11 protein-coding genes are annotated in these 14018 nt (G+C 70.8%); 6 read left to right on the top strand and 5 right to left on the bottom strand.

Going from position 1 to position 14018, the window contains the following annotated elements; translation table 11 throughout:
- The first annotated feature begins 57 nt into the window (after positions 1–57).
- The 4 genes from ACN268_RS04400 (at position 58) to ACN268_RS04385 (ending at position 5141) form a co-directional block, all read left to right on the top strand.
- Positions 58–897, top strand: coding sequence for a PIG-L family deacetylase (locus ACN268_RS04400; RefSeq protein ID WP_421481848.1), 840 nt, complete (start codon positions 58–60; stop codon positions 895–897).
- Between the two features lie 188 nt (positions 898–1085).
- Positions 1086–3329, top strand: a complete 2244-nt coding sequence (locus tag ACN268_RS04395) for a M4 family metallopeptidase (RefSeq protein ID WP_421481847.1) — start codon at positions 1086–1088, stop codon at positions 3327–3329.
- 155 nt (positions 3330–3484) lie between these two features.
- Entirely contained in the window at positions 3485–4612 is a 1128-nt protein-coding gene (locus tag ACN268_RS04390; RefSeq protein WP_421481846.1) for a glycoside hydrolase family 53 protein, read from the top strand.
- Between the two features lie 64 nt (positions 4613–4676).
- On the top strand, positions 4677–5141 hold the full coding sequence (locus ACN268_RS04385) for a hypothetical protein (protein WP_421481845.1): 465 nt from the start codon (positions 4677–4679) through the stop codon (positions 5139–5141).
- Between the two features lie 129 nt (positions 5142–5270).
- On the opposite strand, the gene ACN268_RS04380 is transcribed toward ACN268_RS04385, so the two are convergent.
- From ACN268_RS04380 to ACN268_RS04360, 5 genes are all read right to left on the bottom strand, one after another.
- A complete protein-coding gene (locus ACN268_RS04380) occupies positions 5271–6011 on the bottom strand; it encodes a cellulose binding domain-containing protein (RefSeq protein WP_421481844.1) in 741 nt (246 codons plus the stop codon).
- Positions 6012–6383: 372 nt separating this feature from the next.
- The gene (locus tag ACN268_RS04375; protein WP_363793472.1) at positions 6384–7370 is read right to left on the bottom strand and encodes a LacI family DNA-binding transcriptional regulator; all 987 of its coding nucleotides are present in this window, start codon (positions 7368–7370) and stop codon (positions 6384–6386) included.
- A gap of 94 nt (positions 7371–7464) precedes the next feature.
- On the bottom strand, positions 7465–8304 hold the full coding sequence (locus ACN268_RS04370; protein WP_421481842.1) for a carbohydrate ABC transporter permease: 840 nt from the start codon (positions 8302–8304) through the stop codon (positions 7465–7467).
- Positions 8301–9299 (bottom strand): carbohydrate ABC transporter permease, encoded by a 999-nt coding sequence (locus tag ACN268_RS04365; RefSeq protein WP_363655293.1) that lies wholly within the window; start codon positions 9297–9299, stop codon positions 8301–8303. The genes ACN268_RS04370 and ACN268_RS04365 overlap by 4 nt, the downstream gene beginning before the upstream one ends.
- Positions 9300–9354: 55 nt before the next feature.
- Positions 9355–10647, bottom strand: coding sequence for an extracellular solute-binding protein (locus tag ACN268_RS04360; RefSeq protein ID WP_421481841.1), 1293 nt, complete (start codon positions 10645–10647; stop codon positions 9355–9357).
- Positions 10648–10891: 244 nt separating this feature from the next.
- On the opposite strand from ACN268_RS04360, the gene ACN268_RS04355 reads away from it, so the two are divergent.
- Together ACN268_RS04355 and ACN268_RS04350 are read left to right on the top strand one after the other, a co-directional pair.
- Complete coding sequence (locus ACN268_RS04355) at positions 10892–12517, top strand: glycoside hydrolase family 43 protein (RefSeq protein ID WP_421481840.1); 1626 nt, start codon at positions 10892–10894, stop codon at positions 12515–12517.
- Positions 12518–12820: 303 nt separating this feature from the next.
- Positions 12821–14014, top strand: a complete 1194-nt coding sequence (locus ACN268_RS04350) for an endo-1,4-beta-xylanase (protein ID WP_421481839.1) — start codon at positions 12821–12823, stop codon at positions 14012–14014.
- Positions 14015–14018 lie beyond the last annotated feature (4 nt).

The raw sequence follows: 14018 nt of genomic DNA, 5'->3' as shown, positions 1-14018 counted from the left end.
CGGCTCCCCACCGGGCCGGCACGCACCGTTGTCGGTCGGGCCGCCTAGGGTGAGGGCATGGCTGAGCGAGGTCTGACCCTGATGGCGGTGCACGCGCACCCCGACGACGAGGCGACGAGCACCGGTGGCGTGTTGGCCCGGTATGCGGCGGAGGGCATCACGACGGTGTTGGTGACCTGCACCGACGGTGGTTGCGGTGACGGCCCCGGCGGGGTCAAGCCGGGCGAGCAGGGGCACGACCCGGCCGCCGTGGTGGCGATGCGGCAGGCAGAGCTGGAGGCGAGCTGCGCGGCGTTGAAGGTCAGTCACCTGGAGACGCTCGGTTACGCCGACTCCGGGATGATGGGCTGGTCGACCAACGAGCTGCCCGGAGCGTTCTGGAACACGCCGGTGGCGGAGGCGGCGCAGCGGCTGGCGGAGCTGATCCGCCGGTACCGGCCGGACGTGGTGGTCACCTACGACGAGAACGGCTTCTACGGCCACCCGGACCACATCCAGGCCCACCGGATCACCATGGCCGCCGTCGAGATGACCGACGTCCCGGCGAAGGTCTACTGGACCACCGTGCCGCACACGGCGTTCGCGGAGTTCGGCCGGGTGATGAAGGAGCTGGGCGTCGAGTGGGCCGAGCCGGAGGAGACGCCGGGCGCGGACGGGCCGGGCCCGCAGCTCGGCCTGCCCGACGACGAGATCACCACCTGGGTGGACACCAGCAGCTACGGCAACCAGAAGTTCGACGCGCTGGCCGCCCACGCCAGCCAGACCGAGAACATCTTCTTCCTGCGGATGGGCCGGGACCGGTTCGTCGAGCTGATGGGCCGGGAGACCTTCGTCCGGGTCCGCGACACCACCGGGGCGGCGCTGCCGGAGGACGACCTGTTCGCCGGTCTGCGCTGACCGGTCCGGCGAGTGTTGCCGGGGTGTTCCAGCCGTAACCGGGACGGAACACCCCGGCGGTCATCGCCTGGGGAAGATGGACAACTCGGTATGGTTATCCATCGACAACCGTCTTCCCAGACTCTCCACGGCCGACGATGATCGCGTCATCGAAAGATGCGAAAGCATCTCGGATCGGGGAGGTCAGTTTGAGATCAGCCCTAGCGCTGGCCGGCGTCACCATGCTGGTCGGCAGTGGTCTCGTGGTCACCACCACGAGCGCGTCCGCCGCTCCGCCCGCCGCTCCGGGACCAACGCTGGTCGCCGCCGCCGACACCGCGCTCAAGGAGCACTCCCGCGACGTCAGGTCGTCGGCGAAGGACCGCTACGCCGTGCACAGCAGCAGGCGCGACGCCCAGGGCCGGGGCGCGGTCCGCTACACCCGCACCTACGACGGGCTCCGCGTCTACGGCGGGGACGTCGTCATCCGCACCGGGGCCGACGGTGACTACGCCGGCAGCTCGGTCGGCCTGGCCGCGCCGCTGAGCCTCGCCACCACCCCGAAGGTCAGCGCCGCCAAGGCCAGCAAGGCGGCGACCACCGCGTTCTCCGGCCGGATCACCGGCACCGGCGCGGCGGAGCTGTTCGTCGACGCCAGCAGCGGCACCGGCCGGCTGGCCTGGGAGACCGTGGTCACCGGCTGGGCGCCCGACGGGCAGACCCCCTCGAGGCTGCACGTGATCAGCGACGCGATCACCGGCGCCCGGATCGGCTCCTACGACGAGATCGAGTCCGTCGTCGGCACCGGCAACAGCATCTACGCCGGCCCGGTCGCGATCGACACCACCCAGTCCGGGGCCACGTACAGCATGATCGACCCGACCCGGGGCAACGGCCGCACCTGCGACATGAACAACGGCACGTCGACCTGCACCACCTTCACCGACGCCGACAACGTGTGGGGCACCGGCGCGGCCTCGAACCGGCAGTCCGCCGCCGTCGACGCCCACTTCGGCGCGGCGACGACCTTCGACTACTTCACCGAGGTGCACGGACGCAACGGCATCTTCGGCAACGGCACCGGCGTGCCGAGCCGGGTGCACTACGGCAACGCGTACGTCAACGCCTTCTGGGACGGCGCGCAGATGACCTACGGCGACGGCGCGGGCAACGCCAAGCCGCTGGTCGCCCTCGACGTGGCCGGCCACGAGATGTCCCACGGCGTCACCGAGAACGTGGTCCCCGGCGGCCTGACCTACTCCGGCGAGTCCGGCGGCCTGAACGAGGCCACCAGCGACATCTTCGGCAACATGGTGGAGTTCTACGCGAACACCCCGGTCGACCCCGGCGACTACGAGGTCGGCGAGAAGATCGACATCCGGGGCACCGGCGCGCCGCTGCGCTACATGTACAACCCGACGCTTGACGGGTCGTCGCACGGCTGCTGGTCGACCAGCACCAACAGCCTCGACGTGCACTACTCCTCGGGCGTGGCCAACCACTTCTTCTTCAACCTGGCCGAGGGCTCCGGCGTCACCCCGTACGGCACCTCGCCGCTGTGCGGGTCGGCCCCGCCGGTGACCGGGATCGGCCGGGAGAAGGCGGAGAAGATCTGGTTCCGGGCGCTGGACGCGTACTTCGTGTCGAACACCCGCTACGTGAACACCGCCCAGCCGACCAACACCGCGCGGCTGCACACCCTGTCGGCCGCCACCGACCTGTACGGCCTGTGCAGCACCGAGTACAAGGCCGTGATGGCCGCCTGGACCGCGGTGAACGTCACCGGCACCGAGTCGTGCGCCGCCAACGACTTCACCGTCGCGGTCGCCCCGGCGACGGTGACCGTCGACCCGGGCACCTCGGCCACCGCCACCGTCACCACCACGGTCATCCGGGGCACCGCCGAGACGGTCACCTTCTCGACCGGCCCGCTGCCGGCCGGGGTGAGCGTGTCGTTCTCCCCCACGTCGGTCACCGCCGGCGGGTCGACCACCGTCACGGTCACCGCCGCCGCCACCGCCGGCAGCGGCACGGTGCCGATCACGGTGGTGGGCACCGCGCCCTCGGTGGCCCGCACGACCACGCTGAACGTGACGGTGAACGGGCTGCCGGGCTGCTCCGGCAGCAACGGCACCGACGTGCCGATCGCCGACAACTCGACGGTGGAGAGCACCATCGTGATCAGCGGCTGCGCGGCGACCCCGTCGACCACGAGCAAGGTCGAGGTGCACATCGTGCACACCTACATCGGTGACCTCGTGGTCAGCCTGATCGCCCCGGACGGCAGCGTGTACACGCTGCAGAACCGCTCCGGGGGCAGCACCGACAACATCGACCAGACGTACACCGTGAACCTCTCCTCGGAGGTGGCGAACGGCGCCTGGCGGCTGCGGGTGCAGGACGCGGCGAGCCTGGACACCGGCTACCTCAACAGCTGGAGCCTGAACCTCTGACGCGTCGGTGACGCAGGCGGGCCATCCGGGTCTTTCCGGGTGGCCCGCTCGCGCGTCGGCAGCCCGATCCCACCCCGGTATAGTCATGCTCGTCTATTGGTGTCGCCGTCCCGACGCCCCCAGGTCACCCCCACCCCACCACCGAGGAGGTCCGGATGACTCCGTACCGATCCCACCTGCGGGCCTGGGCCGTCGCGTTCCTCGCGGCGGTCGCCCTGCCCGCCGCCCTGCTCGGCCCGCCGACGTCGGCGTCGGCCGCGAACACCCTGACCATGCTCGGCGCGGACGTCTCCTCCGTGCAGCGCAGCCTGGACCTCGGCGCGCGGTACTACGACGCCGCCGGCACCGCCCGCGACCCGCTCGACATCCTCAAGGGCGTCGGCGTCAACTACGTCCGGCTGCGGGTCTGGAACAACCCGGCCAGCGGCTGGAACAACAAGGCCAAGGTGCTGGCGTACGCGAGGACGGTCAAGGCCAAGGGCCTCAAGCTGATGATCGACTTCCACTACTCCGACACCTGGGCCGACCCGGGCAAGCAGTACAAGCCGGCCGCCTGGGCCAACCACGGCATCGGCCAGCTCCAGAGCGACGTCTACAACTACACCTCCGACGTGTGCACCAGCCTGCGCAACCAGGGCACCACGCCGGACAGCGTGCAGATCGGCAACGAGATCAACGTCGGCATGCTGTGGAACGACGGCAAGGTCGTCAACAACGACTTCACCAACCTCAGTCTGCTGCTCAAGGCCGGATACCAGGCCACCAAGGCGTGCAACGGCGGCACCCAGGTGATCATCCACACCGCGAACGCGGACAGCATGGACCACGCCCGCTGGTTCTACGACGGCATCCGGGCCAAGGGCGTGCAGTGGGACCTGACCGCGCTGTCGTACTACTGCATGTGGCACGGCACGCTGGCCAACCTCTACAACGTCATCACCGACGTCCGCACCCGGTACGGCAAGCCGGTGGTGCTCACCGAGACGGCGTACCCCTTCACCGCCGCGAACGCCGACAACGAGCCGAACGCGATCAACGGCACCGAACCCTGTGCGGGGCACCAGGCGAGCTGGACCGGCCAGGCCACCGAGTTCTCCTGGGTGCAGGACACCGCCCGCAACGCCGGCGCGATCGGCGTCTTCTACTGGGAGCCGACCTGGTACGCGGTGCCCGGCAACGGGTGGGACCCGGCGAACATCAACGGCACCGGCAACCAGTGGGACAACATGGCCGTCTTCAACTGGACCGGCCAGGTGAACCCGAACATCCGCTGGCGGCCGTAGCAACCCGCGTCCCGGTCGGCGGGCCACCGTCGGTGGCCCGCCGACCGGCCACTACCCTGGCGCGGTGCGATACGACGAGTGCGAAGCGGCCATCCGTGAGCTGGTCGACGCGGCCGACGAGGACGCCCTGCACGCCTTCGGGCTGGCGACGGTCACCCGCCTGCTGGAGGCCGACCTGATCGACGAGGCCGGCGGGGACGACCTGGACGAGGACGCCTGGGCGGCGCTGACCGCGGCGCGGGAGCGGATCACCACGGCCGGCGCGAGCGAGTTGCGCGCCCACCTCGACCGCGTCGACGAGGGTATCCTCGCCGACGGCGACATGGACCCCGGCCTGCTGATCGCCCTGTCGGCCCTCGAACACTGGACCAGCTACCTGGAGGAGCACCGGCGCGGCGAGCTGCACGAACTCGCCCTGCGCTCCGTCGAGGAGGTCGACTACCGGGTCTCGGCCGCGCTCGACGACTTCCTGGCCACGCCGGAGATGGCCGCCGAGTACGCGCGGATCAGGCGGTCGCTGGCCGCCTGACGGGTCGCCGGGCGGTGGGCCGGACCGACGGCGTGCCGCCACCCCGGTGGGCGGCGGCACGCCGGTGCGGACCTCGGTCCCGTGCGGTGCACCCGCGGGCCGGCGCGGCCGTGGCCTGCCGGCCGACGGTCACCGACCGCAGTTCAGCGTCAGCGCGGCCGGCGAGTTGGTCCAGACGAGCATGCCGAACGTCGTGCTGGCGCCCGGGGCCAGCGTGCCGTTCCAGGAGGCGTTGCGCACCGTGACATCGGCGCCGGAGGTGCTGAGCACGCCGTTCCAGAGGGCCGAGATGCGCTCGTCGCCGTACCACCGCCAGCTGACCTGCCAGCCGTTGAGCGTCTGCTCGGCGGTGTTGCGCACGGTGACCGTGGCGGCGAACCCGCCGGTCCAGCGGTTGTCGACGATGATCGTCGCCCGGCACGACGCCGACCCGGCCGGCAGCGTCCGGACCGGCCCGCTGATGACGTACGGGTCGTGCTTCTCCCCGGCGCTGAACCGGTACCAGTAGTCGCTGTCCGGGGTCAGCCCGGTGACCGTGATCTCCCCCTGCCGTTCCGGACCGGACACCGCCGACGCCACCGGGTTCAGCCAGGCCACCGCGTCGGCCTGGCTGGCGAAGAGGACCAGGGTCATCGGCGGGTCGTAGCCGCACGGCGGCGTCATGATCATCGAGTACCGGACGGTGATGCTCGTGGCGCTGGCCGACACGAACTGCCCGGATACCGGCAGCGCCGGGGGGCACGCGTAGGTGGGGGTGGGAAGGGGGGTGGCCGAGAGCGCCGGCTGGGCCTGGGCGCCGGTGAGCGTGCCGGCCCAACCGGCCAGGGTCAGGGTCGTGGTCGCCAGCACCACGCCGAGCGTGCGGAGCATCCGTACCTCCGAGGGGGTTGCGGGGGCACCGGCGGCCGGGACGGGCCTGGGGTGCCGGGCGGTGAGGGGTGGGGTGATCTCTGCGCGACCGATGGCTGCCGTGGGCCGGGTGGTGCCGGACGGTCCTGCCGACGGGCGGGGGCGACCGGCCGGTGGTCACCGTCACGGACTGCCCGGCGCGGGATGGCGCAGCCGCCCCGCGTGCCCCGACGGATCGACGCGCGAGTGGTCACGCTGGCTCCCGAGCGTGACGACGTCAGAACAGTCTGGCATTCGATGACTGTCGATGCAATGACCGGCCGGCCGGACTCCGGGCCAGCCCTGCCGGGCGCGGCACGCCGCCGTCCGACCGATCGCCGACGGCGGGTCGGATCAGCGGTTACGCGGTGCCGCGGCGCTGTCGCGGACGACCAGATCGGTGGCGAGTTCGATGCGTGGACTCTCGATCGTCTCGCCCCGGGCCAGCCGCAGCACGGTACGGGCGGCCAACATGCCCATCTCGGCCAGCGGTTGCCGGATCGTGGTCAGCGGCGGCGAGCACCAGCGGACCTCCGGCAGGTCGTCGAAGCCCACCACGCTGACGTCGTCGGGCACCCGCAGGCCACGCTTGCGGACCGCCTCGTAGACGCCGAGCGCCATCTGGTCGCTGGAGGCGAAGATCGCGGTGGGCGGTTCGGGCAGGCCCAGCAGGTGCATGCCGGCGGTGTAGCCGGACTCGTGGTAGAAGTTGCCGGGCCGCACCAGCCGGTCGTCGACGGCGAGGCCGGCGGCGTCGAGCGCGGCCCGGTAGCCGTCCATCCGGGCCCGGCTGCACATCAGCTGCGGCGGGCCGGCGATGAAGCCGATCCGCCGGTGACCGAGGCCGAGCAGGTACTGGTTGGCGCGCAGGCTGCCCGCCCAGTTGGTGGCGCCGATGGTGGGGGCCTCCTGGGGGGCCACCCCGGCCGGGTCGACGATGACCACCGGCAGCCGCAGCCGGCGCAGCTCGGCCTGCAACGGCGGCTCCACCATCGAGGTCACGAAGATGACCCCCTCGGTGGAGCGGGTACGCATGTTGTCCAGCCACTGCTTGGCCGACGAGGTGCGCCGGTGGATGGCCGACACGACCGTGCCGGCCCCGCTGGCCTGCGCGACGTCCTCCACCCCACGGATGATCTCCACGGCCCAGGGGCTGTCCAGGTCGTTGAAGACCAGGTCGATGAGGGCGGACTGGGTGCGTCGCGCCGCCGAGCGGGGACGGTAGCCGTGCCGGGTGAGCAGTTCCTCCACCCGTTCCCGGGTCTGCGGGGCGACGTCGGACCGGCCGTTGATCACCCGGGAGACCGTGGGCACGGAGACGCCCGCCAACCGCGCGATCATCGCGATGGTGACGTTCCTGCCGTTTTCGGAGCCCACGGTCGCCCTTTCGGTCGGGGGAACTACGGTCGCAGAAGGCTATCGCAGCAGGTCGGGGTCACCCCTTGACGCTGCCGGAGAGCCCACCGATGAGCTGACGTTCGGCGATGGCGTAGAAGCCCAGCGCCGGGATCATCGACAGCACGACGTAGGCGAGCACCTTCGCGGTGTCGTCGGAGTACTGCCCCTGGAACGCCTGGACCCCGAGGGGCAGGGTCCACCAGCTCTGATCGGTGAACACCACCAGCGGCAGCATGAAGTTGTTCCAACTGCTCACCAGGGCCAGCACCGACACGGTGGCCAGGGCGGGCCGGGCCATCGGCAGCAGCACCCGCCAGAAGAACCCGAACGGACCGCAACCGTCGAGGGTCGCCGCCTCCTCGACCTCGCCGGGAATGGTCCGGAAGAACTGCCGCAGGATGATGATGGTGATCGGCAGGCCGAAGGCGGCCTGCGGCAGGATCACCCCGAGCGGGTTGTCCAGCAGGCCCATCCCGCGCAGCAGGATGAACAGCGGCAGGATCGCCACCGCGAACGGGAACATCAGCCCGATCGCGAAGAGGGTGACCAGGAACTCCCGACCCCGGAAGGCGAAGCGGGCGAACACGAACGCGGCCATCGCCGCCGCGGCGACCACGACGAACGTGCTGGCCACGGCGATGAAGACGCTGTTGCCCACGTTGCGCCAGAACACCCCGGCGGTGAAGATCTCGACGTAGTTGCCCGGCACCCACGGGTCGGGCAGGCCGAGCGGGTTGGTGGAGAGCTGCCCGTTGTCCTTGAACCCGCCGATCACCCCGAACCAGACCGGCACCACGATGAGCGCGCCGACGGCGATGGAGATGAGGTGCAGCAGGAGGCGGCGGGCCCGCTGGGCCGGGGTCGCCGGGCTGGTCATCGCTGGTCTCCTTGGACGGTGAGGGCGCCCTCGGTGTCGCGCCGCAGGACGATGCGCTGGTAGATGAGGGCGAAGACGAGGCTCAGCAGGAACATGACGATGCTGATCGCGCTGGCGTAGCCGACCTCGAAGCGGCGGAAGCCGAACTGGAACATCGTCACGGCCATGGTTTCCGAGGCGTGGATCGGGCCGCCGCCGGTGAGCACCCAGACCATGTCGAAGAGCTGGATGGTGCCGATGACCGACAGGAACACGCTGATCCGGATGGTCGGCCCGAGCAGCGGCAGGGTGACGAGCCGGAACGCCTGCCACGCGTTGGCCCCGTCGGTGACCGCCGCCTCGTCGAGTTCCTTGGGGATGCTCTGCCGGGCGGCCAGGAAGAGGATCATGTAGAGGCCGAAGTACTTCCAGGAGACCACCAGGAAGACGGCGTACAGGACGGTGTCCGGGTCGGCGAACACGGCCCCCGCGTCGGCCCCCAGGAACCGGGAGATCGCGTCGCCGAACCCCCGGTTGGGCGAGAACACCAGGTTGAACAGGACCGCGGTGGTGACCTCGGAGAGCACGTACGGGGCGAAGAAGATCACCCGGTAGATCGCGCGTCCCCGCAGCGGCTGGTTGAGCAGCATCGCCAGACCCATCGCGACCGGCAGCTGGACGACCAGGGAGAGCACGATCAGCACGAGCCCGTGCCACAGGTCGCCCCGGAACACCGGGTCGCCGAAGGCCCGGGTGTAGTTGTCCAGCCCGATGAAGTTCTCGGGCAGACCGAAGCCGTTCCACTTATAGAGGCTGGCGTAGCCGGCCACCACGATGGGGGTCAGCACCAGCAGCAGGAACAGCAGCAGGGACGGGGTCAGGAAGACGGCCAGGGCCCGGCGACGGCCCGGCCGGGGCCGGCGGCCGGTACGGCGTACGCCGCCCGGCCCCGGCCCCGACGGTTCGGTCACTCGGCCGCCGGGTCCCGCGTTCGACAGGATCGATGGCGTGGTCATGCCTGCTCCACTCAGTTCTCGCCGGCGGCTGGTGATCGGTGGGGGTGGGACGTCACTACTGGGTCTTCGCCACCTGGGTGATGTCCTTGAGGATCTGCGCGGGTGACTTGCTGCCGGCGACCAGGGCGGCGACGCTGTCGTTGACCTGCTGGCCGACGGCCGGCGGGTACGCCTGGTCCAGGTAGAGCTGGAAGCCGGTGGCGGCGGCCAGCGTCTGCGCGACGACCTTGTTGTTCGGGTCGGCGACGGCGTCGGTGGCTTCCTTGACCGTCGGCAGCACCGCGCCGGTCTTGGTGCTGCGCCGCTGCACGTCGACGCTGAGCAGGGTCTTGAGGAAGTCCATGGTGGCCGGCGGGGCGTCCTTGCCGACGGCGAAGCCGTTGCCACCGCCGAAGACCTCGGTGGCCGAACCCTTGCCGCCGTCGACGGCCGGGAACGGGAAGAAGCCGAGCTTGTCGCCGAGCCCCTTCTTGCTGGTCGAGCTGGACGCCTGCACCGACGGCGCCCACTGCCCCATCAGCTCCAGCGCGGCACCGCCGTTACCCATGGTGGCGGCCTGGCCGTCCGGGGAGCCGTACTCGGCGCCGAGGAAGCCCTTCTGGAACGGCTGGAGGTCGATCAGCTCCTTGAACCGCTCGCCGGCGGCCACGAAGTCCGGGGTCTCGAAGTTCTTGTCCTTGGCGGCCTGCTGGAGTGCGCCCAGCCCGCCGATGCGCATGGACAGGTAGGCCCAGTAGAAGTGGGCCGGCCACTTGTCCTTGCCGGCCAGCGCCACGGGGGTGATCCCGGCGGCCTTGAGCTTGCGGACCACGTCGAGCAGCTCGGCCCAGGTGGCCGGCGGCGCGGCGATCTGCGCCTTGGCGAAGAGGTCCTTGTTGTACCAGAAGCCGACCATGCCGATGTCGAACGGCACCCCGTAGATCTTGCCGTCCACGGTGTACGGCTCCAGCGACAGCGGCAGCAGGCCGTCCTTCCACGGGGCGATGGTCTCGGTGAGGTCCTTGACCAGGCCCGCGTCGACCTGCTGCTTGAGCACCCCGCCACCCCAGGACTGGAACAGGTCCGGCGGGGAGCCGGCCTGGGTGGCGGTGGTCAGCTTGGCCTTGAACGCCTCGTTCTCCAGCGGCTGGATCTCGATCTTCACGTTGCTGTGCGCGCTCTGGTACTCCTGGGCCACCGCAGCCCAGACCGGCAGCATCGGCTCGGTGTTCTGGATGTGCCACCAGTTGATCGTCTGGGGCGCGTCCGGGTCGTCGGACGCGTCGTCGCTGCAGCCGCTGAGCAGGTAGGCGCCGGCGCCGGCGCCGACGAGGCCGAGCAGCGATCTGCGGGAGAGGTGCGCTGTCATGATCCATCCCTTCAGGGACTCACGAGGTGCTCGGGCGCCGGCCGGGCCGGCGGGTTTCGAAACGTGTATCTCCGGAACTTTCAGAGCGTCGCCGGTATTACCGATCGATGGCGGGCACGCTACGAGTTGTTTCCACGCGGGTCAAGCCCTCTGTCCTATCGCGGCGAAAACGGCTAGCGTGTGCAGGGCTTCACCGACTACGGCCCTGATTCCGAAAGTTTCGAGAGCTGCCCGAGGAGTGCACGTGTCGACCGACACCGCTGAAGTGGCGACCGCTGCCCGGTCGATCCGCAATCCCGTCCTCGCCGGGTTCCACCCGGATCCGTCGATCCTGCGGGTCGGCGACGACTACTACCTGGCCACCTCGACGTTCGAGTGGTACCCCGGGGTCCGCCTGCACCACTCGCGCGACCTGGTGCACTGGCGACCGCTCGGCGGGATCATCACCGACCGCCGCCTGCTCGACCTGCGCGGCTGCGGCGACTCCAACGGTGTGTGGGCACCCGACCTGACCTACCACGACGGGCAGTTCCACCTCGTCTACAGCGACGTGGCCAGCTTCGCCAGCGGCTACTGGGACCCGCAGAACTTCCTGATCACCGCCCCCGACATCACCGGCCCCTGGTCGGACCCGGTGAAGCTGCACGGGCGCGGCTTCGACGCCGCGCTGTTCCACGACGACGACGGCACCACCTGGCTGCTGGCCATGAGCGCCGACTGGCGGCCCGGCCGGGACCGCTTCGGCGGCATCGAGATCCAGCAGTACGACCGGGAGGCGCGCCGCCTGGTCGGCCGGCCCCGCATCCTGTTCACCGGCACCCCGGTCGGGGTCACCGAGGGCCCGCACCTCTACCGCCACGACGGCTGGTACTGGCTGATCACCGCGGAGGGCGGCACGAGTTGGGAGCACCAGGTCACCGTGGCCCGCTCCCGCGAGCTGTTCGGACCGTACGAGGTGGACCCGGACGGCCCGCTGCTGACCTCGGTCGGCCGGCCCGACCTGCGGTTGCAGAAGGCCGGCCACGGCAGCCTGGTCCGCACCCCCGACGGCGGGTGGTACCTCGCCCACCTGGTCGGTCGCCCCTACTCCCCGCTGGGCAGCTGCGTGCTGGGCCGGGAGACCGCGATCCAGCGGGTCGAGTGGCCCGCGGGGGGCTGGCCCCGGATTCCCGGCGGGGTGCCCGCCGACGAGGTCGACGCCCCCGACCTGCCGGCGCACCCGTGGCCGGCGGAACCCGACACCGACGACTTCGACGCCGACGAGCTGGGCACGGCGTGGTCGACGTTGCGCCGGCCGGCCACCCCGGACTGGATCGACCTGCGCTCCCGCCCGTCGCACCTGCGGGTCCACGGTGGGCAGTCGCCGGTGGGGCGTCAGGCCCCCAGCCTGGTCGCCCGCCGGGTCGGCGCGACCCGGTGCGCCCTGGAGACCGTCGTCGAGTTCGACCCGGTCGACCACCGTCAGCTCGCCGGGATCACCGCCTACTACAACACCCTGAACTGGCACCACCTCTACCTGACCCGCGCGGACGACGGCCGTACCGTGCTGGAGCTGCTCAGTTCCGACAACGGTCGGCGTACCGCCCACCCGGAGCTGACCGTGGACACCGGCGGCGTCACCCGGGTCGGCCTGCGCGCCGAGTTCGACGGGCCGGTGGTGCGCTTCGGCTACGACCTGGGTACCGGCTGGCAGCAGCTCCCGGTCGAGTTGGACGCGACCATCCTCTCCGACGAGCACGCCGCGCTGATCATCGACGGCGAGCCGGCCGCCTGGGGGTTCACCGGGGCGTTCCTCGGGCTCTGGGTGCAGGATCTCGGCGGCGACGGCGGGTACGCCGACTTCGACCGGGCCACCTACCGGGAGCACTGACCGGCGCAGCACGACCGACCGCACCACGACCGGCTCCGGTGGGGCCGGTCGTGGTCGTGCCCGGGTCCCGGTCGGGTCGAAACGTTGCGACGCACGACCGGCGGTGTGACCAGGAGTTCCGGAAGTATCGATGGTTGACCGGCGGGTCCCGCGCTCGTAACGTTCCAGTCGACTTCCGGAAATCGATAGTCGACTATCGGTAGCTTCCGGCGCGGCCGTCGCCCGCACACAGCGGTGGCCGCACCGCGCCCCACCCACCTCGCCGCCGTCGACCCGTCGACGCGCCTCGGGAAAGGAACGCAGATGATGCTCAGACGGTGGATGGCCGCCGGGTTGGTCGCCGTCGCGACCGCCGGTGTGTTGAACGCCGTACCGGCCGCCGCCGAACGGCCGTACGACCCGACCGCGCAGAGCCTACGTGCCCTGGGCCAGCGCCACGGCCTGTACGTCGGCACCGCGGTCGACATGGCCGCCCTCGCCGACCCCGCCGAGCCCCGCTACCGGGAGATCGTGCGCGACGAGTTCTCCACCGTCACCGCCGAGAACGTGATGAAGTGGGAGTCCCTGGAGCCGACCCGGGGCACCTACGACTGGAAGGCCGCCGACGACCTCGTCGCCACCGCCCGACGCAACGGCCAGAAGGTCCGGGGTCACGTGCTGGTGTGGCACAGCCAGCTGCCCAAGTGGCTCACCGACGGGGTGGCCGACGGCTCCATCGACAACACCGAGCTGCGGTCGATCCTGCGCAAGCACATCACCACCGTCGCCAGCCGCTACCGGGGCAGGATCTGGCAGTGGGACGTCGTCAACGAGGCCGTCAGCGACCCCTGGGACACCCCGTCCACCCTGCACTACAAGGGGTTCTGGGCCGAGCACCTCGGCCCCGGTTACGTGGCGGACGCGTTCCGCTGGGCACGCGCCGCCGACCCGACCGCCCTGCTGTTCTACAACGACTACAACATCGAGGCGTTCGGCTCCGGCAACCCGGCCAACGACAAGACCCAGTTCGTCTACGACATGGTCAAGGGCCTGCTGGCCCGGGGCGTGCCGATCGACGGGGTCGGCAGCCAGGGCCACCTGGGCACCCAGTACGGCAACTACGACACCCTCCAGGTAGCCGACGCGCTGCACCGGTTCGCCGGGCTGGGGCTGTCCACCGCGTTCACCGAGGTCGACGTGCGCAGCCGGCTGACCGACGGGGTGCAGGCCGGCGACTCGGAGGAGATCAACCCACGGCTCCAGGCGTCGGCGGCGAACTTCCACGTGCTGTTGCAGGCCTGCCTGGCCGAGCCGCGCTGCCTGTCGTTCACCGTCTGGGGCTTCACCGACCGGCACTCCTGGGTGCCCGGCACCTTCGACGACCCGCCGCAGGGCCTGGCCACCATCTACGACGAGAACTACCAGCCCAAGCGGGCGTACCAGGTGATGAAGGCCGACCTGATCTACGCCGGACCGCCGTACGTGCGGATGCGGGCGACGCCGAAGCCGCGCCGGTAGGTCG

The sequence above is a fragment of the Micromonospora sp. WMMD735 genome (assembly GCF_049178995.1).
In the GTDB taxonomy this organism is placed as follows: Bacteria; Actinomycetota; Actinomycetes; order Mycobacteriales; family Micromonosporaceae; genus Micromonospora; species Micromonospora wenchangensis.
Note: the sequence above shows the minus strand (reverse complement) of the source record. Positions and strands in the feature narration are given on the sequence as shown.